The organism is Paraburkholderia bryophila (assembly GCF_013409255.1).
Taxonomy (GTDB): domain Bacteria; phylum Pseudomonadota; class Gammaproteobacteria; order Burkholderiales; family Burkholderiaceae; genus Paraburkholderia.
The window spans coordinates 787,226-813,954 of record NZ_JACCAS010000002.1 but is presented as its reverse complement, the minus strand read 5'-3'; the positions used below and the strand labels follow the sequence as shown (position 1 = coordinate 813,954).

Annotated in this window: 25 protein-coding genes and 1 pseudogene; 16 read left to right on the top strand and 10 right to left on the bottom strand. The window is 62.0% G+C overall.

Going from position 1 to position 26,729, the window contains the following annotated elements; all coding sequences use genetic code 11:
• Positions 1-199: 199 nt before the first annotated feature.
• The 3 genes from GGD40_RS24990 to GGD40_RS24980 all read left to right on the top strand — a co-directional run bounded on the left by GGD40_RS24990 (position 200) and on the right by GGD40_RS24980 (position 2,604).
• Positions 200-736, top strand: coding sequence for a MarR family winged helix-turn-helix transcriptional regulator (locus GGD40_RS24990; RefSeq protein ID WP_373565356.1), 537 nt, complete (start codon positions 200-202; stop codon positions 734-736).
• Positions 737-939: 203 nt separating this feature from the next.
• Positions 940-1,293 (top strand): FKBP-type peptidyl-prolyl cis-trans isomerase, encoded by a 354-nt coding sequence (locus GGD40_RS24985; protein WP_257030708.1) that lies wholly within the window; start codon positions 940-942, stop codon positions 1,291-1,293.
• Between the two features lie 237 nt (positions 1,294-1,530).
• Complete coding sequence (locus GGD40_RS24980; protein ID WP_179712130.1) at positions 1,531-2,604, top strand: DUF6765 family protein; 1,074 nt, start codon at positions 1,531-1,533, stop codon at positions 2,602-2,604.
• Positions 2,605-2,701: 97 nt separating this feature from the next.
• Here GGD40_RS24980 and GGD40_RS24975 read toward each other — a convergent pair whose 3' ends face one another.
• Entirely contained in the window at positions 2,702-2,938 is a 237-nt protein-coding gene (locus GGD40_RS24975) for a hypothetical protein (protein WP_179712132.1), read from the bottom strand.
• Positions 2,939-3,184: 246 nt separating this feature from the next.
• On the opposite strand from GGD40_RS24975, the gene GGD40_RS24970 reads away from it, so the two are divergent.
• The 11 genes and pseudogenes from GGD40_RS24970 to GGD40_RS24920 all read left to right on the top strand — a co-directional run bounded on the left by GGD40_RS24970 (position 3,185) and on the right by GGD40_RS24920 (position 15,247).
• The gene (locus tag GGD40_RS24970) at positions 3,185-3,523 is read left to right on the top strand and encodes a hypothetical protein (protein WP_179712134.1); all 339 of its coding nucleotides are present in this window, start codon (positions 3,185-3,187) and stop codon (positions 3,521-3,523) included.
• A gap of 224 nt (positions 3,524-3,747) precedes the next feature.
• On the top strand, positions 3,748-4,602 hold the full coding sequence (locus GGD40_RS24965) for an H-NS family nucleoid-associated regulatory protein (protein WP_179745449.1): 855 nt from the start codon (positions 3,748-3,750) through the stop codon (positions 4,600-4,602).
• 22 nt (positions 4,603-4,624) lie between these two features.
• A complete protein-coding gene (locus GGD40_RS24960) occupies positions 4,625-5,110 on the top strand; it encodes a hypothetical protein (protein ID WP_179712138.1) in 486 nt (161 codons plus the stop codon).
• A 149-nt stretch (positions 5,111-5,259) separates the two neighbouring features.
• A complete protein-coding gene (gene cls, locus GGD40_RS24955) occupies positions 5,260-6,522 on the top strand; it encodes a cardiolipin synthase (protein WP_179745448.1) in 1,263 nt (420 codons plus the stop codon).
• A gap of 387 nt (positions 6,523-6,909) precedes the next feature.
• Positions 6,910-7,809 (top strand): annotated as a pseudogene (locus GGD40_RS24950) (alpha/beta fold hydrolase); the annotation flags it as partial.
• A gap of 86 nt (positions 7,810-7,895) precedes the next feature.
• Positions 7,896-8,465: a methyltransferase family protein gene (locus GGD40_RS24945; RefSeq protein ID WP_179712142.1), complete on the top strand. Its 570-nt coding sequence runs from the start codon at positions 7,896-7,898 to the stop codon at positions 8,463-8,465.
• Positions 8,466-8,474: 9 nt separating this feature from the next.
• Complete coding sequence (locus tag GGD40_RS24940) at positions 8,475-9,803, top strand: glycosyltransferase (protein WP_179745447.1); 1,329 nt, start codon at positions 8,475-8,477, stop codon at positions 9,801-9,803.
• A gap of 128 nt (positions 9,804-9,931) precedes the next feature.
• Positions 9,932-11,443: a DHA2 family efflux MFS transporter permease subunit gene (locus tag GGD40_RS24935; RefSeq protein ID WP_257030707.1), complete on the top strand. Its 1,512-nt coding sequence runs from the start codon at positions 9,932-9,934 to the stop codon at positions 11,441-11,443.
• 10 nt (positions 11,444-11,453) lie between these two features.
• Complete coding sequence (locus GGD40_RS24930; protein WP_179745445.1) at positions 11,454-12,440, top strand: glycosyltransferase family 2 protein; 987 nt, start codon at positions 11,454-11,456, stop codon at positions 12,438-12,440.
• A gap of 20 nt (positions 12,441-12,460) precedes the next feature.
• Positions 12,461-14,008, top strand: coding sequence for an efflux transporter outer membrane subunit (locus GGD40_RS24925; protein WP_179745444.1), 1,548 nt, complete (start codon positions 12,461-12,463; stop codon positions 14,006-14,008).
• 66 nt (positions 14,009-14,074) lie between these two features.
• Positions 14,075-15,247, top strand: a complete 1,173-nt coding sequence (locus tag GGD40_RS24920) for an HlyD family efflux transporter periplasmic adaptor subunit (protein WP_257030706.1) — start codon at positions 14,075-14,077, stop codon at positions 15,245-15,247.
• Here GGD40_RS24920 and GGD40_RS24915 read toward each other — a convergent pair whose 3' ends face one another.
• The 7 genes from GGD40_RS24915 to GGD40_RS24885 form a co-directional block, all read right to left on the bottom strand.
• The gene (locus tag GGD40_RS24915; RefSeq protein ID WP_179745442.1) at positions 15,248-16,195 is read right to left on the bottom strand and encodes a hypothetical protein; all 948 of its coding nucleotides are present in this window, start codon (positions 16,193-16,195) and stop codon (positions 15,248-15,250) included. It lies immediately after the preceding gene.
• Positions 16,189-16,983 (bottom strand): MetQ/NlpA family lipoprotein, encoded by a 795-nt coding sequence (locus GGD40_RS24910; RefSeq protein ID WP_179745441.1) that lies wholly within the window; start codon positions 16,981-16,983, stop codon positions 16,189-16,191. The genes GGD40_RS24915 and GGD40_RS24910 overlap by 7 nt, the downstream gene beginning before the upstream one ends.
• Positions 16,980-18,062 carry a formylglycine-generating enzyme family protein gene (locus tag GGD40_RS24905; protein ID WP_179745440.1) on the bottom strand — a complete coding sequence of 361 codons (1,083 nt, stop codon included), beginning with the start codon at positions 18,060-18,062 and terminating at the stop codon, positions 16,980-16,982. Before GGD40_RS24905 ends, GGD40_RS24910 begins: the two co-directional genes overlap by 4 nt.
• Positions 18,063-18,076: 14 nt before the next feature.
• Complete coding sequence (locus GGD40_RS24900; RefSeq protein ID WP_179745439.1) at positions 18,077-20,023, bottom strand: arylsulfatase; 1,947 nt, start codon at positions 20,021-20,023, stop codon at positions 18,077-18,079.
• Positions 20,024-20,181: 158 nt separating this feature from the next.
• The gene (locus tag GGD40_RS24895) at positions 20,182-20,724 is read right to left on the bottom strand and encodes a hypothetical protein (RefSeq protein WP_179747041.1); all 543 of its coding nucleotides are present in this window, start codon (positions 20,722-20,724) and stop codon (positions 20,182-20,184) included.
• Positions 20,725-20,744: 20 nt separating this feature from the next.
• Positions 20,745-21,392, bottom strand: coding sequence for a response regulator (locus tag GGD40_RS24890; protein WP_179745438.1), 648 nt, complete (start codon positions 21,390-21,392; stop codon positions 20,745-20,747).
• A 7-nt stretch (positions 21,393-21,399) separates the two neighbouring features.
• Positions 21,400-22,809 (bottom strand): cache domain-containing protein, encoded by a 1,410-nt coding sequence (locus tag GGD40_RS24885; protein WP_176057586.1) that lies wholly within the window; start codon positions 22,807-22,809, stop codon positions 21,400-21,402.
• Positions 22,810-23,056: 247 nt separating this feature from the next.
• On the opposite strand from GGD40_RS24885, the gene GGD40_RS24880 reads away from it, so the two are divergent.
• The gene (locus GGD40_RS24880; RefSeq protein WP_035559097.1) at positions 23,057-23,254 is read left to right on the top strand and encodes a DUF3311 domain-containing protein; all 198 of its coding nucleotides are present in this window, start codon (positions 23,057-23,059) and stop codon (positions 23,252-23,254) included.
• The gene (mctP, locus tag GGD40_RS24875; RefSeq protein ID WP_179745437.1) at positions 23,251-24,732 is read left to right on the top strand and encodes a monocarboxylate uptake permease MctP; all 1,482 of its coding nucleotides are present in this window, start codon (positions 23,251-23,253) and stop codon (positions 24,730-24,732) included. The genes GGD40_RS24880 and mctP overlap by 4 nt, the downstream gene beginning before the upstream one ends.
• A gap of 125 nt (positions 24,733-24,857) precedes the next feature.
• Here mctP and GGD40_RS24870 read toward each other — a convergent pair whose 3' ends face one another.
• On the bottom strand, positions 24,858-26,219 hold the full coding sequence (locus GGD40_RS24870) for a HipA domain-containing protein (RefSeq protein WP_179745436.1): 1,362 nt from the start codon (positions 26,217-26,219) through the stop codon (positions 24,858-24,860).
• Positions 26,216-26,506 (bottom strand): transcriptional regulator, encoded by a 291-nt coding sequence (locus tag GGD40_RS24865; RefSeq protein WP_373565355.1) that lies wholly within the window; start codon positions 26,504-26,506, stop codon positions 26,216-26,218. The genes GGD40_RS24870 and GGD40_RS24865 overlap by 4 nt, the downstream gene beginning before the upstream one ends.
• Between the last annotated feature and the right edge of the window lie 223 nt (positions 26,507-26,729).

Below are 26,729 nucleotides of genomic sequence, written 5' to 3'. Positions count from 1 at the left end.
TGTAAGCACCGTCTGCGGCCTTGCGGCCTGAATGGAATAGAGAGAAGAAGCGGTAACGAACCGGAAAGATGTTCGATGCTAGAAACGAACGCCACGATTGACCTAATCAAATATATGTGCGGATGCACAATAGGCCGGGGCTGTTGCGGGAAAAGCGCGTCATAATGGCCGGCGAGCCAACAATTTCCCTACACTCACCGTGTCCGATCCTTCATTGCCGCCTGTGTTGAAGCATCCCGAGCACATCGACGAATTCCTGCTGTACCGGCTGCATAACCTGGCGCGAGTGGCGGTTCAGGGTGCCGGCCTGATGTTCCGGCGAGAACTCGGCATTACCCGACGTGACTGGCGCATTCTCGCGTTCGTCGGTAAATACCCGGATGCGAGTCTGACGCAGCTCGCCGAACAGGCAGCGCTCGATATGGTGGTCGCAAGCCGCTGCGTCGCGAACATGGTCAATAAAGGCCTGATTGCGAAAACGCGCCTGCCGGAGAACAAGAGACTGACCGTACTCGCGCTGACCGAAGCCGGCCGTCAGGTCTACGAGCACGCCCGAAAGAGCGGGCAACGCTATAACACCGAGTTCGCCGCCTGTCTGAGCGATGAAGAAGCCGTTCTTCTCGACGGACTACTCAAACGGATGGAACAACAGGCGGTGGTATTGAATCAGCGTGAAATGGCGAAAAGCGGTCCACTGCTGGACCACAACGAGAACGAAGACACCGACGCCGAATAGATCCGTGCCGGTGAAAGCGCTGCCAGAACAGGGCTCTCATTGGGTCTTTCGCGAAGCCCCCTGGCGACGCGCCAATGCATGGACTACCCGGCGCGGGGTGCACGCCAGGCGATCCGTTACAATGAGGCGCACCCTTCACCTGGAGACTTGCTTTGAAATCTATCGTTGCTTTGGTCGCCGCAGCCGTGTTGTCTTCGACGGCAATGGCCGCCGCGCCCACCACCGAAAAACTGCCTTCCGGCGTGATCGTCGAACAACTGAAGCAGGGCACCGGCGCCCAACCGGCCGCGACCGACGTCGTCAAGGTCAACTACCGTGGCACGCTAGCCAACGGTACCGAGTTCGATAGTTCCGCGAGCCACGGCGGCCCGGCTACGTTCCCGCTGAACCGCGTGATTCCGTGCTGGACGCAAGGCGTGCAGAAGATGAAAGTGGGCGGTAAGGCGAAGCTGACCTGCCCGGCGGCGACCGCTTATGGCGATCGTGGCGTCGGCGCGATTCCGCCGAATAGCGACCTGACGTTTGAAGTTGAGCTGGTCGACATCGTCAAGCAATAAAGCGCGACCTGCGCAAAGAGAAAGCCCCGCTGCGGAAATCGCAGCGGGGCTTTTTTTTATTCAACGTACTGTGCGTGTCAGAAGGGTGTCTGAAACGTGTCGACGCGAGAGGGCTTTATTTAAAGTCCGGCCGGACTTCTTCGTTTACTCTCTACCCGTGCGCCGACGCGGATTCTACCTGGCCGCACCAACCTGTACGATCCCACCGTCATTCGACGCGCGTCTGGAGCGCCTGCCATGAATATCGACTTTCACTATGGTGTGGTCTATATCGCCGCTCGCATTGGCGGCATGGCGGCAAGCGACGCGCTTACCGTTGCGCACGCCTGCCAGTATGTCGACGATGCGACGACGGCGGGAATACTGCGCTTCGAAGGGGGCGAGACGTTCGAACGCTTCGCCACCGCGCACAAGATGTTCGACTATGCCAACACGGAGAATGACCAGAACCGTCTCGTCTGGGCGCCTTTTCATTTTCTGCCGGCAGGCGAGGGCGACACGCTGCAGGAAAAAGCCGTGTGCCGTCCGGATAGCGAGGTGGCGCGCGAAATGGTGCGCAGGGCGATCCGGCAGCGGGGCGCCGAAACGGCATTGCACCGTCTGGGCGTGACGCTTCACACCTACGTCGATACCTGGGCGCACCAGGGATTCTCCGGTATCGAGAGTCCGGCGAACCGGGTTCATTTACTGGAGTCGCAGGATTGCACGCGTAAAGGCTGGTTTGCCAGATTGAAGCTGGCCACCCAACATCTGATCGAGAACATCGAAGAAGACGTGCTCACGGTGGCGCTACCGGTCGGTCACGGCGCCGCGTTGCACTATCCCGACCAGCCGTGGGCCAAATGGCATTACATCGACGGCAGAAACGAGTTCATCGAAAGACACAATTTGCCGGAGTTCGTGCAGGCGGCCGAGATGGCTTGCCGCGCGGTGCGCGCCTATGTCGCTGACCGGGAAGACTTTGAAACGCAACCCGGTTTGCCGCCGAACGTGAAAGAGGCACTCACCGAGCTTCTCGATACCAATCGGAATCTGGACGATAACGAGCGTCTGAAGACGATTTGCGACGCGGTGAGCTCGGGTGGCATTCCGGGTTTGCAGGAATCGATTCCGCAGTATGTGGCCAAAGGCCCCGGTTCCTGGAAGTGCAACGCCACCGGTTTGCAGTGTGATGACGACACGGGCGACAAGCCCCAATGGACGGATGCGTTTGAAAAGAGTGATTACCGTCTATTTCATGACTCGGTCAAAGAACACCGCTTCGTGACGACGCAGGAGATTCTGCCGGCTCATGGCGTGCGCATAGCGTAATTGCGCTGGCCTGTTGGCCGGTTCGCCAGTGTTCGCCGGGACACGGCGGCGGCCGTGCAAACCGCCGCCGCCGCGCCGCCGTTTTAGTACTTTCCCGCTATTCCGCTCGCATCTGTTGGCGCTGCGCCGCCTGTTCCTGCGCGTGTTTTTTGGCCAGATGGTGTCCCACGATGCAGCCACCCACCGCGCCCACTACCGCATGATGCCCGGCGTAGTGCCCCGCCACGCCGCCCACGACTGCCCCCTTGATACAACCCGCCGCATTTGCCGTGCCGATCGCCGCCAAAGTGAGTGCCGCCGCCGCGAGGGTCGTTTTGATGTAACCAGCTTTCATCTGAAAGTACCGTTCTGTTGAGTTGTCCCAAGGTGGCGCTAATCGACGCCATTTCAATAGCCCGTTCAGCAACCCGGCTTGCCGGCAATGGGATTTTTTAAAGCCGTTCAGCGTGCAAACCCACTCAAACGATAAAAAAACGACCGCTCTCCTTTGAATCTCCGAATGCTTGCCTATAGTAGAAGCGACTATTGCCGCCGCACGCGGCGGCGGCCTTCGCTTGACGCGTGACACGGGGAAACGCAAATGATGTTATCGAACGCTGCAATCTATCAGTCTCAGACTTGCACGCCGGAGTCGTTGCGAACGCTTGCCGGCTATCTCGAACTGGCGCTCGATGAGGGAGAGAGCGTGGTCCTGATGCGGATCGGCACGCACGTGCGCAGTGTTTATATCGGCGATCCGTCCGGCGCGCTGGAGCAATTGACCGGTCACGGCGTAGTGGCCGCCACCCAGGCGGACGATATGCTGGCGCTCACCCGCCTGGGACTCAACCGGATTACCGCCGACGATCAGCAATACCGCTTCATACGCAGCGTGAGGTACATCGCGGATCGCCAGGCGGTAGTGTTTACGCCTGCATGAGTCGTTCGGAAAAAATGATCGGAAGCAAAAAAGAGGCGACAGACAACGTAACGGGTAGGGAAGTAAAAGGATGGCTATCGAGTAGTGACGATTAGAGAACCCGAAAGGTTCGGACTCCACGGCATGCATGATCGGGTAAGGCTGCTGCTTTATAGCCACATAGATCTGCCTTTCTCATGTCATTCATGGCATAGTTCGACGATCAACCTATAAGGAGCAATCAAATGCCTTCGTTAGAGCAAATCCAAGCAAAGCTTAAGAAGCTCCAGGCGCAAGCGGACGTCCTTATTGCCAGGAAAGCACAAGATGCGGTCGACCAGATTCGCGGACTGATGCTCAAGCATGGCCTGACTACCACGGATATCGAAGCCAAAGCAAAAGCGCGGCGCGCGGCAAAAGGCCTGAACGGCCATGGCGGAAACGGCCATGGCGGAAACGGCAAGGTAAAAGCGGTAACGGGCGGTAAGCCGGCCAAGTATCGCGATCATAAAACCGGTGCAACCTGGACCGGTCACGGCCGCGCGCCGGGTTGGATTGCCGGTGTCAAAGACCGTACTCAATACCTGGTTGAAGGCGCGAGTGAATTGAAGTCCATTGCGAAAGCGGCGGTCACGCATGCGAAAGGCGGTAAAGGTCAGCCTAAAGGCGCGCAACCGGCCAAGTACCACAACCCGAAAACCGGCGCGACCTGGAGTGGACGTGGCCCGGCGCCGGCATGGCTCGCAACGGTCAAAGACCGTAGCAAATTCCTGATCGACAGCGCGGCAGCCGGAGCGAAAGAAGCGGGTAAAGCCGTGGCTAAAACGGCCGGTAAAGCAAAAGCGGCGGCAACCAGCGGCGCGGTGAGCAAGAAGGCAGCGGCAAAGAAAGTCGTGGCCAAGAAAGCGACGGCTTCCAAAAAGACCGCCGCAAAGAAGGTCAGCGCAGCGAGCAGAAAAACAGCGGCAGCGAAACCCGCAGCGAAGAAAGCCGCCGCAACCCGGGTAGCGAGAAAAGCGCCGGGTCGCAAACCCGCGGCGAAGGCAGCCGGTTCGGCTGCCGCCGCGCCGCAAGCCTCGACCGTGCAAGCCGGCGCATAAGCGCTACGGAGTCGCGAAGTAGATGACCAGCACGCTTGCATCATCCCAGCAGGAGGACCAGGTCGTCCTGCTGGACTCAGTTCCTCAGCCCGCGGCGAACGCCGCTGAACCCTTCATCGTCGCGAGTGCCCGCCGGGTAATTCTGGCTTATCCGATTGCGGAAGCCGACTTTGAACGCTTCGGGCCATTTGATCCCGACGACGACCCCTACTGTACGGTGCTCTTTCCGGACGCAGTATTTCATCGGCTGGGACCGCCCGGCGATGTCGATCTGGAAATTCATCCGCTCGCCTCGCAAGGTTTGACCGGCTTGTCGGTTCATGAAGTCATGAATTCGTCGCTGGCGGCCGAGATTTCGGCAGTCGAGTCGCCCATTCCTGCACAGCGGCATTTCGTCATCACGTTCAACGAATCCACGTTCGAGTGTGTGGCGTCGGACTATACGGTGGTCGGCGTTTATGGCGCTGGTGAAATTGCCAGCCGCGAGGCGTTCTCGCTCGTCAGATAAAGCAGTCAAGTAGCAAGGCGCGGGCCTGCAACGGGCACGCGCAATGCGTCCTGCGTTCGTGACAAAAACCGGGCCTTGGGTCCGCGTCTGTTCATCGAACCGCAGGGCGTGCATTCGGCACGCCTCGCCGGTTAGCATCGAGGCCACGCATGCTGACAATACCTATCACCGCGTTCGTTACGCTCATTATTGTTTTGCTGATTGCCAATCTGTCGAGTGGCGAGAAGAAGATCGAACACAAAATAGAGCGGCGTTACGCCAGCGACGATCCGCAATTCCTGCGTTCCATGGGACTGTTGCTGGGGCCGCCGGTTATTGCCGGCAACCGCTTCGAGATGCTGCTCAACGGCGACCGCATCTTTCCTTCGATGCTCGAAGGCATTCGATCCGCGCGCCACACCATCACCTTCGAGACGTTCATTTACTGGTCCGGTGAAATAGGCGAGCAGATCGCCCAGGCTCTGGCGGATAAAGCACGCGAAGGCGTGGCGGTGCATGTGCTGCTCGATTGGGTCGGCTCGTCGAAAATGGACAAGCGTTATCTGAATCTGCTGCGCGACGGCGGGGCCGAAGTCATTCAGTATCACAAGCCGCACTGGACCGGTCTTGGTCGAATGAACGACCGCACGCACCGCAAACTGCTGGTGATCGACGGACGGATTGGTTTCACCGGCGGCGTGGGCATAGCGCCGGAATGGACCGGCCACGCGCAGGATGAAAAGCATTGGCGTGACACGCATTTCCGCGTTGCCGGCCCCGTGGTCGGTCACATGCAAGCGGTGTTCATGGACAACTGGGTCAAAGCGTCGGGCAATGTACTGCATGGCGCGGACTACTTTCCAAAAGTGGAAGCCGCCGGCGAGGGCCTCGCGCATATGTTCAGCAGCTCGCCTTCGGGCGGCAGCGACGACATGCAGTTGATGTACCTGATGGCGATCACGGCGGCCACTCACAGCATTCATCTGGCGAGCGCCTACTTCGTGCCCGACAAGCTGACGATCAACGCGATCGTCGAGGCCGCGAAGCGCGGTGTGAAAGTGCAAATCATCACACCGGGTAAGCGCATCGACACGCACACGGTTCGCGAAGCATCGCGTGCGTGTTGGGGCGATCTGCTTGAAGCGGGTGTGGAGATCTTCGAGTATCAGCCCACCATGTTCCATTGCAAATTGCTGGTGGTGGATGAATACCTGGTGTCGGTCGGCTCGACCAATTTCGACAGCCGTTCGTTCAAGCTCAACGACGAAGCGAATCTGAACATCTACGACCGCGACTTCGCGAAGCAGCAAACAGCGGTTTTCGCCGACGACCTCAAAGAGTCGCAACAGATCACGCTCGAAGCCTGGTTGCACCGGCCGTTCACCGAGAAGCTGATCGAGAAATGTATCCCGTTACTGGAGTCGCAACTCTGACAAATAGACTACATTCGCCTAAACATCGCATTTCTCATGCCGTCTGCATGAATAAGATTTTCTGAAAAAATAGTTTTGAAATTGTTTTAAAAACCGGTTTGCTATCGTATATTGACATCTAGTCTTAACGCAGAAGCGACAGACTGGTATTCAATGAATAGCACGGTTGGCCGTTTCTAGCGTGCATTCAATTAGTGCATATAAGATAGTTCACGAGGCATCGAAAGCTAAGGCTTCGGTGCAGGAGCGGTCGTCGCGGATCAGACTTGCCGGCGCAAAGGCAAGTCGCATGGGCCTGATCCGCGGTGGCACGGCCGCAAGGCGCCCGCGAGTGCGGGCGCGGTATCGGTACGCATTTGCTTCGACGCAAGTGCATGCGAATACGCCATGCCCATCGAAAAACTCCTTGTTCCGCTGCCGGCGGGCCTGAAAGTCTACGTTGAACGTCACGTATTCGATCCGGCCTTCGAGAGTGTCATTCTGATCAACGGCGCGCTGGCTACCACAGCCTCGTTCGGTCAGACAATCAAATATCTCGGCGAACGCTATAACCCTATCTGTTTTGATTTGCCTTATGCCGGGCAATCGAAAACGCATAATAAATGCAGCTTCGTTCTGTCTAAAGACGACGAAGTCGACATTCTGCTTTATCTAATACGCTTATTCGAACCGAGTTTCCTGTTATCGGTTTCCTGGGGCGGCGTGGCCTCGTTGCTGGCGCTGTCGCGGGAACGCACCAGTGTGAGGCGCGCGGTGATCGCGTCGTTCTCGCCGCGCCTGAACGAGGCGATGACCGCCTACGTTACCGCCGCGCGCGACCATATAGCGGCCGGCGAAAACCTGAAGGCCGCGCAACTGCTCAACGACACGGTGGGCAAGCATCTGTCGCGCATCATGAAGCTCTACAACTATCGCTATCTGACGACGCTGCCGCGCGAAGAGCAGGAGCAGGTCGCGTTTCACGTCGAGCAGATCCTGGCGATTCGTCCCGAGCAGTACCTGCATGAATTCCGCAATATCGATTGCGGGCTGAAGTTCATCAACGGCGATCTCGATGAGTACACCACGCCGGATGACGTCCGTTCGTTGAGCGTGCATCTGAAGCGTGCCGAGTTCGCGACGATCGGACAGGCCGGCCATTTCCTCGACCTCGAAGGTAAGCCGGCGTTGCGCCAGGTGCGCACCGCGATTCTCGACTACTTCGGGCCGCCGCCGGTCCAGCGCGCGCTCGATTGCTTCGAGACGCTTGCCGCACGATCGTGCCTTTTGCCGGCGTCGCAAGCGCCTGTCGCTAACGTGGCCGGCATGGCCAACGTCGGCAGCGTGGCGTTTGAGACAACCGCCGATCACTCGTTCCAACAGGCCGAACTGCCATGAATCTCGCTCAGAGCATTGCCATCGTCATGCCGTGGACGGCGTGGGTCGTGTATTGGATCGCGACGTCGAACCGGGTCAAGGCGACCGCGCGCAAGGAGGCCTCGCGATCGCGCACGTTGCAGTCGATTCCGCTGATGGTAGGCGGCGCGTTGATCGTGCTGCCGGACTTCAATCGCGCGGCATGGTCGTTCGATCCGCAGTCTTTCGGCGTGGTGCAGCTCGCGGGTCTCGCGGTGCTGTTGGCCGGTCTGGCATTTTCCGTGTGGGCGCGGCTGCATCTCGGCACTAACTGGAGCGTGTCGGTCACGCTGAAGGAAGGGCACGAACTGGTGCGCAGTGGACCTTATGCGTTGGTCCGACATCCTATCTATACAGGGTGTCTGCTGGCGCTCGTCGGCGCTGCCGTCATCGGCATGCAATGGCGCGGCGCGGCCGGGCTGTTGCTGATCTTCGCGTCGCTCGCGTACAAGGTGCGTGTCGAGGAGAGCTGGTTGACCGGTCACTTCGGCGGTGCGTACGCACAGTATCGCCGCGACGTGGCCGCGCTGATTCCCGGTCTCTTCTGAGTCGCCGGCATGACCAAGGTCATCATCACCGCGATCGGCTCGGCGGGCGACGTTCATCCGCTGCTCGGTATCGGCGCGGCGCTGGCGGCGCGCGGGCACGAGATCGTTTTCTGCAGCCATCCGCCGTTCGAGGCGGCGGCGCGTCGGCAAGGTTTCGCGTTCAGGCCGATCGGCACAGCGGATGAATACGCGGCGGCCATGGCGAACCCGGCGCTCTGGAATCCGCGCACCTCGTTTCGCACGTTGTGGGCGGTGATTGCACCGACCTTGCTGCCGCACTTCCAGACGCTCGTGTCCTTGACCGACGACGACACGATCCTCGTCGGCACACTGTGGGCGTTTTCCGCGCGGCTGATGCAGGAGTTGTATCGCGTGCCGCTGGTGTCGGTGCAGGTGTCGCCGTCCACCTTGCTGTCCGCGCATGCGCCGCCGACTCATCCGCGTCTGACGATTCCGCGCGGCTTGCCGCTTGTCGTGAAGTCGGCGCTGCTGCGCGTGATCGAACGGCAGGTGCTCGACAAGGTGTGCGGTCCTGCGCTGAACACGTTGCGCGCGCAACTGCGGCTGAAACCGGCCACGCGCATTTTCGGCCAGTGGCTTCACTCGACCGACGGCGTGCTGTGCCTCTTTCCCGAGTGGTTCGCGCGGCCGCAGCCGGACTGGCCCACGCCGCATCGGCTGAGCGGTTTTCCGCTGTTCAACGAGATGGGCGAGCCGGCGCCCGATCCGCAACTGGACGAATTTCTCGCGGCGGGCGCAGGCGAGCGGCCCGTGGTGTTCACGCCCGGTTCGACGCTGATCGACCACGGGCGCTATGAAGACGCCGTACGTGGCGCATTGCGTGAAAGCGGACTGCGAGGCGTGCTGCTGACGTCGCAAGCGCCGGAGCCAGACGACGCTGGATCGTCTGTGCCCAGCGTGCTGCTGAAGCGGCGTTACGTGCCCTTGCAGACGCTTCTGCCGCGCTGCCGGGCGTTGGTGCATCACGGCGGCATCGGCACGGCGGCGCTGGCGTATGCCGCGGGTATCGCGCAGGTCGTCACGCCGTTTGCGCACGATCAGTTCGATAACGCGCAGCGGGTGGTGGCGAGCGGTTGCGGCGTGCGGCTCGACGGACCGTTGCACGCACAAGCGCTTGCGCGCGCATTGAAGCAGGTGCTCGGCGATCCATCGATCGCGACGCAGTGCGGGCGCATGCGGGACCAACTGGCGGCGTCGCCGAACGGCTGCGAGGCTGCCGCGCGCTTTATCGAAGGCTTCATGCGCGGCGGCGCGCGCGTGCCGAGTCGCGAGCGGGTGCCCATTTTCGCCATGGCGGCGAGCGGGCACGGCGTATGAGCGCGGCCACGCCACGGCCGGAAGGCGCACGTTGGCCTGACGCGGAGCGGCAGCTGGACGGCACGCATCCTGGTTCCGGCAGCGTAGGCAATGTGGGTAGCGCGTCAGGCACGCGACGCTTGCGCGGCATGCGGCTCGCGTTGCTGACCTTTGCGTTATCGCTGGCGACTTTTATCGAAGTGCTGGATTCGACCGTGACCAACGTCGCGGTGCCTACCATTTCCGGCGGTCTCGGCGTGTCCAACAGCCAGGGCACCTGGGTGATCAGTTCGTACTCAGTGGCCGCGGCGATTGCGGTGCCATTGACCGGTTGGCTTTCGCGCCGACTCGGCGAAACGCGGCTGTTCCTCGCGGCCGTGATTCTTTTCACGCTGACCTCGCTGCTCTGCGGCGTGGCCGGCGACTTTCACCTGCTGGTGGTGTGCCGCGCGTTGCAAGGGCTTTTTTCAGGGCCGATGGTGCCGCTATCGCAAACCATTCTGCTGCGCACCTTTCCACCTGACAAGCGGATCGTGGCGCTCGCACTGTGGGCGATGACGGTGCTGCTCGCGCCGATCTTCGGTCCGGTAGTCGGCGGCTGGATCATCGACAACTTCTCGTGGCCGTGGATCTTCCTGATCAATCTGCCAATCGGCATCTTTTCGTTCGCGGTGTGCATGACGCTGTTGCGCGCCGACGCGCGTAACCCTGGCGCCGCCCGCGCCGCGCCGATCGATCTGCCGGGTATCGTGCTCCTGATCGTAGGCGTCGGGTCGCTGCAAGTGGTGCTCGACCTCGGCCACGACCGTGGCTGGTTCGATTCTCCATTGATCCTGACGCTGGCGATCGTCGCCGCGCTGGCGATTGTGTCGCTGCTGATCTGGGAAGCGGGCGAACGGCACCCGGTGATCGATCTGAGCCTGTTTCGCGATCGCACGTTTTCGTTCTGCGTGTTGATCATCTCGCTCGGCATGATGAGCTTCTCCGTGGTCGGCGTGATCTTTCCGCTATGGCTGCAGGCGGTGATGGGCTACACCGCGTATCAGGCCGGACTCGCCACCGCGCCGCTCGGCGTGCTGGCGTTGGTGTTCTCGATTCTGGTCGGCATTTACGCGGCGCGTTTCGATGCTCGCGTGCTCGCCACGTTCGGTTTTCTCGTGTTCGCGGCCGTGCTGTGGTGGGACGCGCATTTCACGCTGACCATGACGTTCACGCAGATCATCACGCCGGGCTTGATCCAGGGCATCGGGCTGCCGTGTTTCTTCATTCCGCTTACGGCCGCGACGCTTTCGCGTGTCTCCGACGACAAACTCGCCGCCGCCGCCAGCCTGTCGAACTTTTTGCGGACGTTGTCGGCGGCGTTCGGCACCGCGATGAGCGTCACGCTATGGGATAACCGCGCGCTGTATCACTACGACGTCGTCGCGCAGTCCGTGACGAAAGCGTCGGGCAATACGCAGCGTTTCGTGCAGAGTCTGCACGGCATGGGTATCGACGGCGCGCGCGAACTCGCCACCTTGCATCACGTGGTGCAGCAACAGGCCTACATGATGGCCACCGGCGATATGTTCCAGATGGCGAGCGTCACGTGTCTCGTGCTCGCCGCGATGATGTGGCTCACGCGCCCGAAGCGGGGCGCGGCCATGACCATGGGGCACTAGGGAGATCACGATGACGACGCTGGGCGCACTGATCGTGCTGTTTCATCCGAGCGACGAGCAACTCGCGCGCGCAGTGGCCATGCGCCACCTGTGCGATCGCCTGCTGGTGGTCGACAACTCGCCGCAGCCCGACCTGCGCGCGGCGTCGCTGTTGAAAGAGGCGGGCGTCGCGCTGTTGCATCACGGCAACCGGCACGGGATCGCGGGTGCTTTCAATGGCGGCCTGCAGGTGCTGTTCGAGCAGGGCGTGGATGCCGTCGCGCTGTTCGACCAGGACTCGGAGACCCCCGCCGACTATTTCACCGTGATGCGCGAGCGTTGCGCGTCGCTCGGCGGTCACGCGTATCTGCTGGGGCCGCGTATTTTCGATGAAAACGACCAGCGTTTTCTGCCCGAACTCGCCACCAGCGGCCTCGCGGTTGAACGGCTGTCGGTGCGCGCCGACGCCGCGTTGCAGCGCTGCGCGTTTCTGATCTCGTCGGGTTGCGTAATCTCGCGTGACGCGTTCGCGCGCCTCGGCCGTTTCGACGAGGCGCTGTTCATCGATCACGTCGATACCGAGTACTGTCTGCGTGCGTTGTTACGTAATGTGCCTTTGTACGTGGTGCCGCAACTGGTGCTGTCGCATCGGATCGGCGCGCGGCGTCGCCACAAACTGGGCGCGTTCGAAATGACCACGATGAATCATCCGGGATTTCGCCGCTACTACAGTGCGCGCAACGCGATGCAACTGGCGCTGCAATATGGACTGCGGTTGCCCGTTGCCGTCGTGCCGAACCTGCTGACGTTGTGGCAGATCGTGCAGATCGTGCTGGCGGAGCAGGACAAGCTGGCGAAGCTCAATGCGATCGCGCTAGGTCTGTGGGACGGTCTGTTCGGGCACATGGGACCGCTCGAAAAAACGCGTCCACGCCTCGCGGCTAAAGCGGCCCGGGCGCGCACGGCGATCGCGCCGGCCGGCGGCGAAGGTGCGTTGCATCAGCCGCACCATTCCTGATGCGGCGCGAGACGCAGGACATGAGCCGACGCCTGAAAGGCCGCTTCTCCACGCGAATTACGTTGCCGCTTCTTCTTGCCACGGCGCTCAACGGCTGCGTGAGCGATGCCGGTCTGCACACCAACGTCGAGCCGCTCAAACCTTCCGCCGATTCGCTTGCGCGAACCGTCGGCCCAGGCGCGAACGGTGCGTGGCCCGCGCCCGATTGGGTCAAGCGCTACAACGATCCGCAACTGAACGAACTCGCCGCCGAAGCATTGGCGAACAATCCCGGTCTGCAGATCGCCAAGGCGCGAGTTGGCGGTGCGCAGGCGCAACTGGAACAGTTCGCGTCGCTGACCGGCTTGACCGGCACGGCGGTCGCGTCGGTCAGCAAAACCCGTTTGCCGCAGCCGGACAATGTGGCCGACGTGTCGGTCGGCGGTCAGCAGATTCCGGTGCAGTTGTTCAACGATTCGACGGTGTCGCCCTCCGCGGTGATCGCCGGTTTGAGTTATCAGCTCGATCTGTGGGGCAAGAATGCCGCGCTGACACGCAGCCTGCTATCCACGCGCGACGCCGCTCGCATCGACGCGGAACAGGCGCGCCTCACGCTGACGGTCGCTCTGGTAACGCTCTACTGCGAACTCGACCGTGCATTCGCGATGCAGGAAATCCTGTTGCAGAAGCAACAGGCCGCGGACCACGTCGACGCCGTGCTGCGCGAGCGGGGCGCGCGCGGGATCGACAACGCGTACGACGCGGCCGACGCCTCGCTCAAACGCAGCCGCCTCGCGTCGCAGCAGGTGCTCAACGACGAGCGTATCCAGTTGACCGAGTTGCGGATCGGCGTGTTGACGGGGCGCGGTCCGGAGCGCGGCTTGTCGTTGCATCGTCCGAGACTTGCCGCGACTGCCGATACTCCGTTGCCCGCGCAACTGCCGGTCGATCTGCTCGGCCGCCGTCCCGACATCGTGGCGGCACGGTTGCGGGCCGAAGCGGCGCTCGCGAATACCGACGCGACGCGCGCGCAGTTTTATCCCGATGTGAATCTGGTGGCGTTTGCCGGCCTAACTGCGTTGACGCCGGCCGCGCTGTTCTCGCGTGCCGCGTTGACCGGTTCGGTGGGGCCGGCCATTTCGCTGCCGATCTTCGACAGAACGCGGTTGCGCGCGCAACTAGGCGGCGACTACGCCAATGTCGACGCGGCCGTCGGCCTCTACAACAAGACCATCGACCAGGCGCTCGGCGAGGTCGCGCAGCAGCTCACCTCGCTGCGCACCGTCGACACGCTCACGCTCGAACAGGCGCACGCGGTGGACGCGGCCTCGCGCATCGTCGCGATTGCCGAGGAGCGGCACCGGCGCGGTATCGGCATGCAGAAAGACGTGACGCTCGCGGATCTGTCGCTGCTCGACGAGCGCGCGCAGCAGGTCGATCTGCAAGGCCGCCGCCGCTTGTTGCAAGTGGCGCTGGTCGGCGCGCTCGGCGGCGGTTTCGACGAACGCAACGTGGCCGGTGCACCGATCGCGCATTCGCAGCCGGCCTTTTTCTCCCACGCACGCATCATGGACACGCACTTCGATTGAATGCACAACGATAAACAGGCACAGCATGCCGCCGGCTGGACGCAGGAACAGCCCGACGCGGCCAGCATGGCGGACCACGCTGACACGCTGCACGACCGCAAACGCGCAGCACGGCGGCGCCGTTTCGCCATTTTCTTCGGCGTGGTGGCGCTCGGCGGCGCGGTGTGGCTCACGTACTGGGGATTAAGCACTCGCTTCTACGAAGAGACCGATGACGCCTACGTGGCCGGCAACATCGTGCAGATCGCGGCGCAAATACCGGGCACGGTCACGGATATTCTGGTGGACAACACGCGCCAGGTGCGAGCCGGTCAGCCGCTCGTCAAGCTCGACGATACCGAGGCCGCTGCCGCGTTCGCGCAGGCTCGCGCGCAACTGACGCTGGCCGTGCGCCAGGTGGCGAACGCGACGATCTCGCGCAAGCTGTACGTGCAATCCATCGACGCGCGCCGTGCCGAACTCGCTTTGGCGCAACGCGCGCTGGCGGCGCGCGACCATGCGTCGGTGGAAGTCGTGTCGCCGGAAGAACTGGCGCGTGCCAAAGAGACGGTGGCGGTCGCGCAGGCGAATCTTGCGTCCGCGCAGGTTCAGCTCGACGCCGCGCGTGCGTTAGGCGGCAAATTCCCGATCGAATCGAGTCCGACGGTTTTGCAGGCTGCCGCGCAATTGCGGCTCGCGTACCGCAATTTTCAGCGTACGACCGTGGTGTCGCCGGTGGACGGCACGGTCGGCCAGCGTTCGGTGCAGATCGGGCAGCAGGTTGGGCCCGGGCTCGCACTGATGTCGATCATTCCGCTCGAACGTTTGTGGGTCGAGGCCAACTTCAAGGAAGGACAGATTCGCAGCATGCGGGTGGGGCAGCCGGTGCGTATCGTGTCGGATGTGTATGGTTCGCAAGTGGTGTATCGGGGCCATGTGGAAGGTTTTTCGGCGGGTACGGGTAGCGCGTTTTCAATGTTGCCGTCGCAGAACGCGGCCGGCAACTGGATCAAGGTCGTGCAGCGCGTGCCGATTGTGATTTCGCTGGATGCGGCGGAATTGGCCGCGCATCCGTTGCGGCTGGGTTTGTCGATGCAGGTGTCGGTGGATACGCACCAGCGCGGCGGTCATCTGATCGGCAACGACACACCGGCGGCGGCACAGACGACCCGGGTGCACGACAACGTCTCGCGTGATGCCGACGCATTGATCGCGCGAATCATCGGGGAGAATAGCGACCGCGGTGGCGCAGCGGATTAGTTAATTGCACGCGCTGGATAAGTAGGCTTCGACGCTCGATGCGAAGACTAAGTCTTCGTTGCGACTCTGTGTCGGCGCAGTGAGCAGCGTTCTGGCGCGCTGAAACGCGCTGGCGAAGCCGCGCAGTTCCTGCGTGACCGGGCGATCATCGAGCCGGCGGCGCAGCAACGCTTGCGCGATGCGGCGATCGATCAACGCGAGTTGACTGTCGATATAGTCGAGACACCACTCACGGCAGCGCACGGACGCGCCGGCTACGGCCAACAGCGCCGGCACGATCGAAATCGTCAGAAAACCGCCTGCGGGAATGCGGGCCAACGCGGCGGGCGACTCGAACAGATCGTTACGCAGCGATTCGAATACGGCGCGACCCCACATCGCCTTTTCCTGTTCGAGCGCGTGGCGGCGACGCGCCAACGCGTGTTGAGCGTTCGCGTCTTCGATGCGGCCCTCGGCGACCAGCAGCGTCGCATCGGCGCGTGGTCCTTCCTGAATGCAATCGGTGCCGAGATAGAGCGCGCTTTGATTGCGCCCAGCCAGCACCAGATGTTGCAGCGTGTCCGGCACGAGCGGATCGAGCGGGACCACTTCGCAAGTGACGGGTTTGCCCTTCAGGTGGATGCCGCAGCGTCCGTCGTCTTCGAGCGCAGGGCAGCGGGCGAGAGACGGGTAGTCGTAGCCCTGCGTGACGATGCTGAAGGTATCGCCGGCACCATGCAGCAGCGTATCTGCGAGTGATGCAAATGCGGCGGCATCCGTTTCGTCGAGTACGCTTTCATGCTGACCCGCACGCAGCCGCTCGCCGGCCCGCCTGTGCGGCACGCGGCCAATCGCCAGACAGCCGATGAACAGATCGCGATGCCGGAACAACTCGGGCAACGTCATCGCTGGTGGACTATTGCAGCATTTGCCGCACGCCGAGCACGCGAACGAGAAGGTGTTTACCACGGTCGGCGCACCGAGTCCTGATAACGCGTCAGGATGAAATGCGCGACGTCGTTCGAGTGATACGCGGCGACCAGTTGCGAAACCCACGGCTGCGTGCGGTCGGGGTCGCGCACCGTTAGCACGTTCGCGTAGGGCGAGCGCGCGTCTTCGATGCCGAGACCGTCGCGTGCCGGATAAAGACCTGCGCGCGCGGCGTCGTCGCTATCGATCACGGCGAAGGCCACGCTATTCAACGTATCGAACAGATGCGCTCGCGGCACGCGACGAATCTTCAGATTCAGCCGGTTGCTGGTGATATCGCTGAGCTTGGCATGCAGGCCGGCGCTGTCCCTGAAGGTCAGCAGCGTGAAGTTCTGCAGCAGGATCAGTGCGCGCGAGGTGCCGTCGGCGTCGTCGGGAATGGCGATCGTCGCGCCGCGTTGCAACTGGCCGAGGTTGGTCAGCGTGCGCGAGTACAGCGCGATCGGAAACGTCACGGTCGTCGTGACGCGGGTCAGCGGATAGCCGTGCTGTTTGCGTTGCGCGTCGAGACTCGGGCCGTCTTCGAAACTCGCCGCGTCGATTTCTTTCGCAGCGAGCGCCGCATCGATGCGCTCGGGTTGATCGAACACGACGACGTCGAGCGTGAGTCCCTGGCTGGCTGCTACACGGCGTACTTCGTCCATGATTTGCGCCTGTGCGCCGGGAATCACGCCGATCCTGATGACCTGCGATTCTGCTGCTTCCGCATGCGGAAGCAAAAATGCCGCGCCCAGCAGCAGCGCGGTTGCAAATTTAAGGAGCTTCATGACGCGTCCCTCGACACAGTGCGAAAGCCGATATGCGAGGCCGGCAAATCCGCTTCCTGCTGTTCACGCGACGCCGCCCGATAACGCACGCAATAGTCGCGCGAGCACAGGAACGAGCCGCCTTTGATCACCATCGGCGTATCGTGCTTGCGGCCGAGCGGCGCGACCGCGGCCGTATCGCCATTGGTGTGCGATTGGTGCGGACCCGTGTAGACGTCACGCGTCCATTCCCATGCGTTGCCGATCATGTCGTAGAGCCTGAAATCGTTAGCGGCATAGCAGCCGACTGGCGCGAGTCCGACGTGGCCGTCTTCATTCGTGTTCAAGACGGGAAACACGCCTTGCCAGTAATTCGCGCTCGGCTTGCCGTGTTCGTCGCGCGGCGCGGTATCGAGGTCCGCGCCTTCGTGACCGGCTTTGCCCGCGAATTCCCATTCGGCTTCGGTCGGCAGATCGCGGCCGAGCCAATGTGCGTAGGCGAGCGCGTCGGCTTGCGTGACCATCGTGACGGGCTGGTTCAGGCGGCCGTCGAGCGTGCTGCCGGGCCCGCTCGGATGATTCCACGCCGCGCCCTTCACCCACGTCCACCACGCCAGATCGCGTGCGTTCATCTCGTCGCGCGTCGGCGTGTGAAACACCACGGCGCCGCCCTGGCGTTCGGAATCGCTGACATAGCCGGTCGCTTTGACGAAGGCCGCGAACTGCGCGTTCGTCACGTCGGTCTGATCGATCCAGAAACCGGCGACATGTGTTTTACCGCCGCCGGCAGGGCGCTCGTCTTCGTAGCCGAGTTTGCTGCCGAACACGAAGTCGCCGCCACGCAGATGCACCATGCCGGCTCGCGGATCGTCGCGCCAGCGCGCGGGCAAACCGCCGTAGCGCTCGCATTGCGATTCGGAGCCGAGTGAGACCAGCGGGCGCGAGCGATTGAGGTCGTCGAACGCGCTCGTCTTGCCGCTGCCGAATGCCGCCGAAGCGGCCATGGCAGCGGTAAAAGCGGCGGCGAACGCGGCCACGGCGATCGCGGCGTAAGTGCCGTAAAGCGCCGTGGCGCGCTTCAGCCTGAAACGTACTGTCATGGCGCGCTCGTGACTCAATAGTAGCCACGCGGGCGCAACGGCTCGACACCGCCGACGCTGCTCATATAGCTGTTCCATTGCTGAATGAGACCGTCGATCACCGAGGGATTCTGCGTCGACACGTCCTGCGTTTCGCCGCGGTCGGCGCTCATGTCATACAGTTGCCAGTGACCATCCACGGGACCGAGCGGCGGCTCCGTCCACAGTGCTTTCCAGCGACCGTCGGCGCTGCGCAGATAGCCGCGCCCGTACGCTTCGTCGCCGAACGACGCGCTGTGTACCGCCGCCGTGCTCTGATCGTTCAGCAGCGGCAGCAGCGACTGCCCGGTGATCGGATACACATAACGATTGTTGTAGACCACCTTGCCCTTGTTCTGATCGACGCCGGTCAGCGTGTTGATCAGCGGCGGCGCGGCTTGCGTGGGCGGCGAAATCTGCGCGACGGCGAGGAACGTGGCGGTGTTATCGGTCACGTGCGTGAAATCGCGCAGCGTCGGTTTCTGCGTGGTCTGGCCAGGCAGATGCACGACCAACGGCGTGGACACGCCGCCTTCGCCCGAATAGCCCTTGGTCAGCCGGAACGGTGTCGCGCTCACTTCGGCCCAGCGCAAACCGTATTGCAGACGTTGCGCGTTCTGCTTGCCGTTGTCGGTGCCGAGTTGCGAGTAGACCGGGTCGGCGGCATTGGCGGTGTCGGTGGCGGTCGGGTCGGCGCCGGAGTCGATCGGCCAGCCTTCCGCGCCATTGTCCGACTGGAACATGATGAAGGTGTTGTCGTACTCGCCAATGTCCTTCAGATGCTGGATCAGCAGGCCGATGTTGTGATCGAGGTTCTCGACCATGCCCGCGTAGATTTCCATGTAACGGGCCTGCGCTTTCTTTTCGGCCGGCGAGAGGCTCGCCCACGTTTTGTTCACCGTGCCCGGGCCGTAGTCGGTATAGCCTTGCACCGCGCTATGCACCGCGCTCACATACTTCGCGTTGACCGTGCCGTTGTTCGGCGTGGCCGCGCTCGTAACGAGCGTTTCCGATGCACCGCCGTACGGCACGAAGTCGCTCGGAATGATGCCGAGCGCTTTTTGCCGTGCAATGCGCGCGTTGCGAATCACGTCGTAGCCGGCGTCGTAATGGCCGACGTAGTTGTGCAGATAGGGATCGGGCACCTGCAAAGGCCAATGCGGCGACGTATAAGCCGCGTAGGCGAAGAACGGTTTGCCGTCGCCCTTGTTCGAATCGATGTACGAGATCAGGCGTTGCGTGTAGAAGTCGGTCGAGTAGAACACGGCGGGGCTGCCGCCCGCACCGCCCGGTTGTCCGGGTTGGCCGGGCTGAACGTACTTGCCGTCTTCGGTGTAGTTCTGCGAGTTCGCCAGTTCATGCGCGAAGTGATTGGTCGCGGCGCCGCCGAGCAGCGCATAGCTGTGCTCGAAGCCCCATTGATCCGGCGTCTGCCCGCCGCCCGTCGCGCTGCCGACAATGCCGGAACCGATGTGCCACTTACCGGCCATATACGTGTGATAGCCGCCGTCCTTCAGCAGTTGTGCGACCGACAACGCGCGGTCGTTCAGATAACCCTCGTAGCCGGGCAGTCCTTTGCGTTCATCGGTCGGCACGCCCATGGTGCCTTCGCCGACCAGATGGTGATCGGTGCCGGAGATCAGCATGGAGCGCGTAATCGCGCAGACCGTGCCGGTGTGATGATTGGTCAGAATGCGGCCCGATTGCACCAGCGCGTCGAGGTTCGGCGTGTTGATTTCGCCGCCGAATGCGTGGATGTCGGAGTAGCCGAGATCGTCGGCCATGATGTACAGAATGTTCGGGCGCTTCTGCGCGACGACGGGTGGGGTCGCGCCGCCGGGCACGTTGTTGTCGCCGCATGAAGCAAGGACGACGAGGCTGGCGACGGCTGCGCCGATGATGCCGAGACGCAGAACAGGGCGTTGCGATCGATGTGTTGTCATTGTTGTGGTGACCGAGTGTGTCGGGTCGCCGATGTTAGCAATGACGTCAGGACGGCCAAAGATCGATTTCTGCGTTGCTATGTTCGATTGCCGATATAGGTGTTGCAGCGAAATAGTGGGTATGGCGCGTACGGTGTTTTCGCGTGTATTAACTTTTGTTAGTTACCGGGATCGAGCACGGGCTTGTCCGGATCCGCGAGCGTTTTGTATGGCAGTTGTGCGGCATTCGGGTTGTTAGTGGTGTCGTCGATCACGCGCTCGACGTCCGCGGTTTTGCCGAGTTCGGTGAGAAAGGCCTGCTTGTCGAAGCCGGGTGCCACGCAGCCTTGCACGTAGATAAAGCGGCGTTGCAGCGTGAGCCACAAGGTCGACTGTTCGCGCCAGTGCGTCGCGTAATTGATATTGGTGAGGCGCCGCTGCACGGCGTCGGCAATTTCCGTGTCGTAGAGATAGCCGTTCGATAAACGGCAGCGTCCCTCTATCCAGCAACTATTGCCGCGCTCGATCCGGTAATGGCTGTCGTCGAGCCATTCCTGCTCGGTTTCGAGCGGACCTAACGGGATCGGGCAATGATCGATTGCTTTGGAAATCTGAAAGAACGGGTCGTGCCCGCGATTGATGCGAACCGGCTCCGCATGGGCGTGAAGGGTTGCGGCAAAGAACATCAGACTGGCGAGCCGCACTGCGATCCGACGGGTCATCCTCATACGCTCACCTCCGTTTACCTCTTGGTGCGCCGGTTCTCCACCGCGAACTTGATCAACTCCGCCTGCCCTTCGATATCGAGCTTGCGCTTCAGATTCAACCGATGCGTCTCCACCGTTCGCACCGACAGGTCGTTGCGTTGCGCGATCTGTTTGCTCGACAGACCTTCCGCGAGCGCGTCGAGAATATCGCGTTCGCGCGGCGTGAGCCGTTCAACCGGCGACTGGTTGGCCGACGCCTGAATCAAACGCGCGCCGAGGCCGGCGCTGAAAAACTGTTTGCCGTCGAGCACCACACCGATCGCCTGAATGATCTCGGTGGCCGGCGAATCCTTGAGCACGTAGCCGCTGGCGCCCGCGCGCACGGCTTGCGTCACGTATTCGAGGTTGTCGTGCATGGACAGCATCAGCACCCGAATCGCCGGAAAGCGCTCATGGAACATGCCGGCCAGCGCGATGCCGTTCATCCCGTTCATGCCCACGTCCATCAGCACGAGATGAGGCGTTGCTTCGGCCGCGAGCGCGAGTGCTTCCTGCGCATTGCCGGCTTCGCCGACTACTTCGAAATTGCCGCCTGCTTCGAGCCGGGCGCGCAAACCGTCGCGCACCAGCGGGTGATCGTCGACGAGCAGCAAACGGGCGATAGCGGATGAGGAGTCGGTCATGACGTGATTAACTTTCCTGCAAGTCGGGCGCGTGACGCACCGGCGTGTCGAGCGGCACGCGCGCGGTCACGAGCGTATGGCCGGTTTGCGAACTGAGCGACAGCTTGCCGCCCAAAGCTTCCAGCCGTTCGCGCATATTACGCAAACCCACGCCCGAGCGTCGGCCGACGAAGGCATAGGCGGTGTCGAAACCGCGTCCATTGTCGGCGATCGTCAGCGTGACGGCGTCGTGCGAGACTTCCAGCGTGAGCGCCGCGCTCGACGCTTGCGCGTGGCGCACGATATTCGTCAGCGCTTCCTGGGCGATCCGGAACAGCACGGTGTTGACCGCGTCCGGCAACACCGCGGCGTGGGTGTGCATGATCTGCGTGAAGCCGATCTCGATCGCCGATTGCTCGCCGAGTTCGCGCGTGAGTTGCTCCAACGCAGCGGCTACACCGAGGTCGTCGAGCATCGACGGACGCAGCGCATGCGAAATGCGCCGCACTTCGCGCAACGTATCGCCGAGTCGCGTCAAGCTGGTGGTGAGCGCGGCCTCCGCGGCAGGCACCCGCACTTCGCTGCGCTCGAAGCGCGCCAGCGCGGATTCGAGCAGCAGCTTCACGGACACCATCATCTGACTAATGCCGTCGTGCAATTCACGCGACAGGCGCGCCCGTTCGTTTTCCTGCGACTCGACCACCTGTTGCGCGAGCCGCTTCAGTTTCGCGTCGGCGCTGCGGTATTCGGTGACGTTGAGCACGAGCGCGCACAGCGCGATCACCGCGAGTCCGGCCATCGCGATCGCGTCGATCCATTTCATCGTACGGTCGATATTCGCCGCCGCGCGCGCGTCGATATCCGCGAGCGCCGCATCCACGTCGTCGAGATAGATGCCGGTGCCGATCATCCAGCCCCAGCGTTCGAGCGGCACCACGTAGCCGAGTTTCGACGCGAGCTTGCCGGTGGACGGCCGATGCCACACGTAGCGCACATAGCCGCCGCCTCGCGCGGACGCCGCGAGCAGTTGCTGGATGGTCAGAATGCCCTGCGGATCGCGCAGTTCCCACAGATCGCGCCCAACCAGATCGGGTTCGCGCGGATGCATCAACGAGCGGCCATGCGTGTCGTAGACGAAGAAGTAACCGTCCTTGCCGTAGTCCATTTTTCGCAGCACGTCGAGCGCGCGGGTGCGCAGCATCGCGTCGTCGCGCGCATTCTCCTGGCCGGCGTTATACAGCGGCGCGATCGCCGTGGAGGCGAGCTCGACGTAGTGCTTGAGTTCGAGTTGCTTGCTGGCCAGGTAGGCGGCCTGCGTGGTCGCGTGCTGCGACTCGGCAAGCGCCATGGCTTCCTGGCGCACGCCGATTTCGATGCTGGCGATAGCGGCCAGAAAGGGCACGATGGCCAGCAGAACAAGCTTCGCTTTGAGTTTCATGGTTGAAGAGACCGCAACGCACTGTGCGAGGCCGGCTACGTGGTATTACGTAGCCGGCGTACGTAGTCGCGCGCTTGTGAGGACGCTGACGAAGGCGAATACTACATCCCCGCGGCGAGCGGCGGCTCGCGGGCCGCCGCGCCGGCTGCAAACTCCGGGTTTGCCGTCTAATATCAGGTAACCGGTTTCCGCGTGCCGGGCCACGAGTCGTGGCGCGCGGTTTCAATAATAGACTTAGGAGAAGTGTGTGGAGACCTCCCCAACCGCCGGCCGTTCATGGCTCTGGCTCATTCTGTTGATCCCGTATATCGCGTTGTTATGGCTGCCGTTCTATAACGACACACGTCCGTCGTTCGCGGGCTTTCCGTTCTTCTACTGGTATCAGTTCTTGTGGGTGCCGTTGACCTCGCTCCTGATTTACGTCGTGTACCGAGGTGTCAAATGAGCGATGCGAACCCCGTGAATCCGGTTGCGATGACCGTCTTTATCGCATTCTTCGTGCTCGTCACCGTGATCGGCTTTTTCGCCGCACGCTGGAAGCGCGGCGACCTGACCCAATTGCACGAATGGGGTCTCGGCGGCCGCCAGTTCGGCACGGTGATTTCGTGGTTCCTCGTGGGCGGCGACTTCTATACCGCCTATACGGTGATCGCGGTGCCCGCGCTGGTTTATTCGGTGGGCGCATATGGCTTCTTTGCGTTGCCTTACACCATCATCGTTTATCCGTTCGTGTTCGCCGTGATGCCGAAGCTGTGGAAAATCGCGCATGCGAAAAACCACATCACGGCGGCGGATTACGTGCAGGGCGAATACGGCGGCAAGTGGTTTCCGGCTGCCATTGCGATCACCGGTATCGTCGCGACCATGCCGTATATCGCGCTGCAACTGGTGGGCATGCAGGTCGTGATCAAGGGGCTCGGTGTGACCGGCGAAATGCCGTTGATCGTGGCCTTCGTGATTCTGGCGCTCTACACGTATGCAAGCGGCCTGCGGGCGCCGGCCATGATCGCGTTCGTCAAGGACATCATGATCTATATCGTCGTGATCGCGGCGGTGTGGCTGATTCCGGCGAAGCTCGGCGGCTATGCGCACGTGTTCGACGCGGCCGATACCTACTTCAAGGCCAAGGGCGGCGCGACCGGCATCATTTTGAAGCCGACGCAGTTCACCGCTTACGCTTCGCTCGCGTTGGGCTCGGCACTGGCTGCGTTCATGTATCCGCATACGATGACGGCGGTGCTGTCGTCCGCGTCGGCGAACACGGTGCGCAAGAACGCGATTTTCCTGCCGGCCTACACGTTGTTGCTCGGCTTGATCGCGCTGCTCGGCTATATGGCGATTGCGGCCGGCGTGCATGTGAAGTCGGCGTCGGACATGGTGCCGGCGTTGTTCAACTCGATCTTCCCGTCGTGGTTCGTGGGCTTCGCGGCGGCGGCGATTGCGATCAGCGCGCTGGTGCCGGCCGCGATCATGTCGATCGGTGCGGCCAATCTGTTCACGCGCAATTTGTGGCGTCCGCTGGTGTCGCCGAATATCTCGCCTGAAGGCGAAGCCTCTACGGCAAAGATCGTGTCGCTGGTCGTGAAGTTCGGCGCGCTGCTGTTCATCGTGTTCCTGCCGACGCAGTACGCGATCGATCTGCAACTGCTGGGCGGCGTGTGGATTCTGCAGATTTTCCCGGCTATCGTGTTCTCGCTGTACACGCGCCGGTTGAATACGCCGGGTCTGTTCCTCGGCTGGCTGGTGGGCATTGTGATCGGGACGAGCCTTGCGATCATTCAAGGGCTCAAGCCGGTGTACGCGCTGCATCTGGGCGATGCGGTCTATCCGGTGTATATCGGTCTGATCGCGCTGACGGCGAATATCGTCGTGAGCTTTGTGGTGTCGGTCGTGTCGCCGCGTAGGGTAGTGGCGGCTGCGTGATGGGTCGTTGTTAAAGGCGTTGGTGGGCTAAGGCCGATTCGCTGAAATCCCCCGAAACGTTACGTTTCGGGGGATTTTCTTTTGGCGGTAATGTTTGCGGAGACGGAGACGGAGACGTCGACGAATCAGAGCAGGTTCGGGTTCACTTTCGGCACTTCGCGAGCGAGCCCGCGCAAACGCGTCGCCTGGACGCAGGCGAAATCAGAAATCCGCTTGACATGTGCGCGTTCGTCTTCTGAGTAAACAGCGGAGGCCGCCTGCTCTGGCGCGTGCCGGAGAATGGCATCCGCCATGCGCACTATCTCGCGTGCGAGTGTCGCGGGCGGCGTATTCGTACGCTTTGCGAAATCGGCGAGTGCGTACGGTGTGATGTCCTCCAGAACGAAAACATCGCCGTAGGCCATCGCCATGTCAGCCTCCACGTCGCGGCCATAGACGTTGACCGAGACGATGTCATACATGGGCGCGGGCGTGAGTCCCGCGGGACCCGCAAAGAATGAGATGTTTTTTCCGTGCGCGTCGCTGTTGCCTAGCATCAGTTGAAGCAAGGCCCATCGGAGCAGGAAAGGACGCGCGGTCGCCGGGGTCACCATTTGGTCGAGCAGCGTGAAGAGCCGCTCGAAACTCACGCCTTCGCGGATGTTGCGAACGTTTTCGCCGGCGCCGAGGTTGCGCTCGTATTTGAAATCGCGCGGCAAATCGAGTGCCTGGCACGAGTCGATCACGTGCAGACGATGAACCTGGTCAACCTGCCCATCCCGCCATTTCACCTCGCGGTCGAAGCGCTCGATGAGCAGAATCGGCTCCGGAATCCGGCGAATGGCGACCGGGGCAACTGGCATGCGTAAACGCGCGGCGACGCTCATGCAGAAGTGCTCGTTGGCCACCATGAAGGGCATGCGCGGATTGAGGCTTTCCGGCTTGAGAAGGTGCGTCGAGCTGAGCGAGCCGTCGGCCAGCGAGAGCTGCGAATCTTCAACGAGAACCTGGAGCTTGTCCTGATATCCCGCGAGTGACAGGCGAACCTTGCGGTCCCAAACCGGGAAGGGGATCGCGTCGCGCTCGCGGATGCGCTGACTCAATTCCTCATCGGGCAGCGGTCGGCGGATGGGTTCAAGCAACTGCTCGCGCATGATGCGCGCGGCCTTCTCCTCACTCGCGTCTAATGCGACGAAACTGAATGCGCCGACGGGTTCCTTTCCCAGCACGTTGATCAGGGCGAACGTATTGCCCTTCGACACCTGGTTGAAGACGGAGGCAATATCGAGCGCACGCCCTTCGGGCAGCAGGTTTTCCAGAAACCGCTGCACGGCCCCGGGGCTTTCAGGTTCCCGGTGTAACGGAATGGCTGGCGAGAGATAGAACGACTGGTGCGCCGCCGCCCATGCGTCGGCATACTGGAAGCTGTAGCGGCCTGCCTGGGCGTCGTGACTGAGTTTCCCGACCGGCAGGGTTTCCGTGAAGGCATAAAGCGAATGTTCGCTCATGGTTTATGCCCCTTGTCGTTATCGAGCCCGACGGAAGTCGGCAAGCTGTCGTCGCCGGATTGCTCCGGCATGTACCGCAGCGCCTGTTCCTTACCGGTGATGAGCATTGCGAGCCCAAGTCCGGAGAGCACCAGAAGAAGGCGGTCGACTCCTACGGAATTGCCGTTCTCCAACCGTGAGAGGACATTGGCCGCCACCCCGCAGGCGTGTGCAGCATCGTCGATGCGCAGCGCCAGTGCCAGGCGACGGTGACGAACGAGCTCGCCCAAGGTGCCGAGGTCGAGCACCTGTGGGCCGGGTTGAGAGCTTGGGGTTTCGAGAGAGCGAGCCATAGTTTCCCATATTGGAAATAATCAAAGATTCGCGGAGTGTCTTTACCTATGTTTCCAATATGAGAAACAATAACAGAAATCTTTCGCGTGACCTAATTATTTCCCATATGGGAAACTATGACTGTCGAGGAAGACGACTAGCCGATGAGGCCAGCGTTCCGGCAGTTGCCGGCGCTTT

What these genes read in the sequence shown, in the direction of transcription:
- GGD40_RS24980 (WP_179712130.1), top strand. Translation starts at nt 1,531, where the DNA reads ATGAATATCGACTTTCACTATGGTGTGGTCTATATCGCCGCTCGCATT.
- GGD40_RS24890 (WP_179745438.1), bottom strand. Translation starts at nt 21,392, where the DNA reads ATGACCGACTCCTCATCCGCTATCGCCCGTTTGCTGCTCGTCGACGAT.
- GGD40_RS24935 (WP_257030707.1), top strand. Translation starts at nt 9,932, where the DNA reads ATGCGGCTCGCGTTGCTGACCTTTGCGTTATCGCTGGCGACTTTTATC.
- mctP (WP_179745437.1), top strand. Translation starts at nt 23,251, where the DNA reads ATGAGCGATGCGAACCCCGTGAATCCGGTTGCGATGACCGTCTTTATC.
- GGD40_RS24870 (WP_179745436.1), bottom strand. Translation starts at nt 26,219, where the DNA reads ATGAGCGAACATTCGCTTTATGCCTTCACGGAAACCCTGCCGGTCGGG.
- GGD40_RS24885 (WP_176057586.1), bottom strand. Translation starts at nt 22,809, where the DNA reads ATGAAACTCAAAGCGAAGCTTGTTCTGCTGGCCATCGTGCCCTTTCTG.
- GGD40_RS24905 (WP_179745440.1), bottom strand. Translation starts at nt 18,062, where the DNA reads ATGACAGTACGTTTCAGGCTGAAGCGCGCCACGGCGCTTTACGGCACT.
- GGD40_RS24970 (WP_179712134.1), top strand. Translation starts at nt 3,185, where the DNA reads ATGATGTTATCGAACGCTGCAATCTATCAGTCTCAGACTTGCACGCCG.
- GGD40_RS24930 (WP_179745445.1), top strand. Translation starts at nt 11,454, where the DNA reads ATGACGACGCTGGGCGCACTGATCGTGCTGTTTCATCCGAGCGACGAG.
- GGD40_RS24975 (WP_179712132.1), bottom strand. Translation starts at nt 2,938, where the DNA reads ATGAAAGCTGGTTACATCAAAACGACCCTCGCGGCGGCGGCACTCACT.
- GGD40_RS24985 (WP_257030708.1), top strand. Translation starts at nt 940, where the DNA reads ATGGCCGCCGCGCCCACCACCGAAAAACTGCCTTCCGGCGTGATCGTC.
- cls (WP_179745448.1), top strand. Translation starts at nt 5,260, where the DNA reads ATGCTGACAATACCTATCACCGCGTTCGTTACGCTCATTATTGTTTTG.
- GGD40_RS24940 (WP_179745447.1), top strand. Translation starts at nt 8,475, where the DNA reads ATGACCAAGGTCATCATCACCGCGATCGGCTCGGCGGGCGACGTTCAT.
- GGD40_RS24910 (WP_179745441.1), bottom strand. Translation starts at nt 16,983, where the DNA reads ATGAAGCTCCTTAAATTTGCAACCGCGCTGCTGCTGGGCGCGGCATTT.
- GGD40_RS24960 (WP_179712138.1), top strand. Translation starts at nt 4,625, where the DNA reads ATGACCAGCACGCTTGCATCATCCCAGCAGGAGGACCAGGTCGTCCTG.
- GGD40_RS24965 (WP_179745449.1), top strand. Translation starts at nt 3,748, where the DNA reads ATGCCTTCGTTAGAGCAAATCCAAGCAAAGCTTAAGAAGCTCCAGGCG.
- GGD40_RS24945 (WP_179712142.1), top strand. Translation starts at nt 7,896, where the DNA reads ATGAATCTCGCTCAGAGCATTGCCATCGTCATGCCGTGGACGGCGTGG.
- GGD40_RS24920 (WP_257030706.1), top strand. Translation starts at nt 14,075, where the DNA reads ATGGCGGACCACGCTGACACGCTGCACGACCGCAAACGCGCAGCACGG.
- GGD40_RS24895 (WP_179747041.1), bottom strand. Translation starts at nt 20,724, where the DNA reads ATGACCCGTCGGATCGCAGTGCGGCTCGCCAGTCTGATGTTCTTTGCC.
- GGD40_RS24900 (WP_179745439.1), bottom strand. Translation starts at nt 20,023, where the DNA reads ATGACAACACATCGATCGCAACGCCCTGTTCTGCGTCTCGGCATCATC.
- GGD40_RS24925 (WP_179745444.1), top strand. Translation starts at nt 12,461, where the DNA reads ATGAGCCGACGCCTGAAAGGCCGCTTCTCCACGCGAATTACGTTGCCG.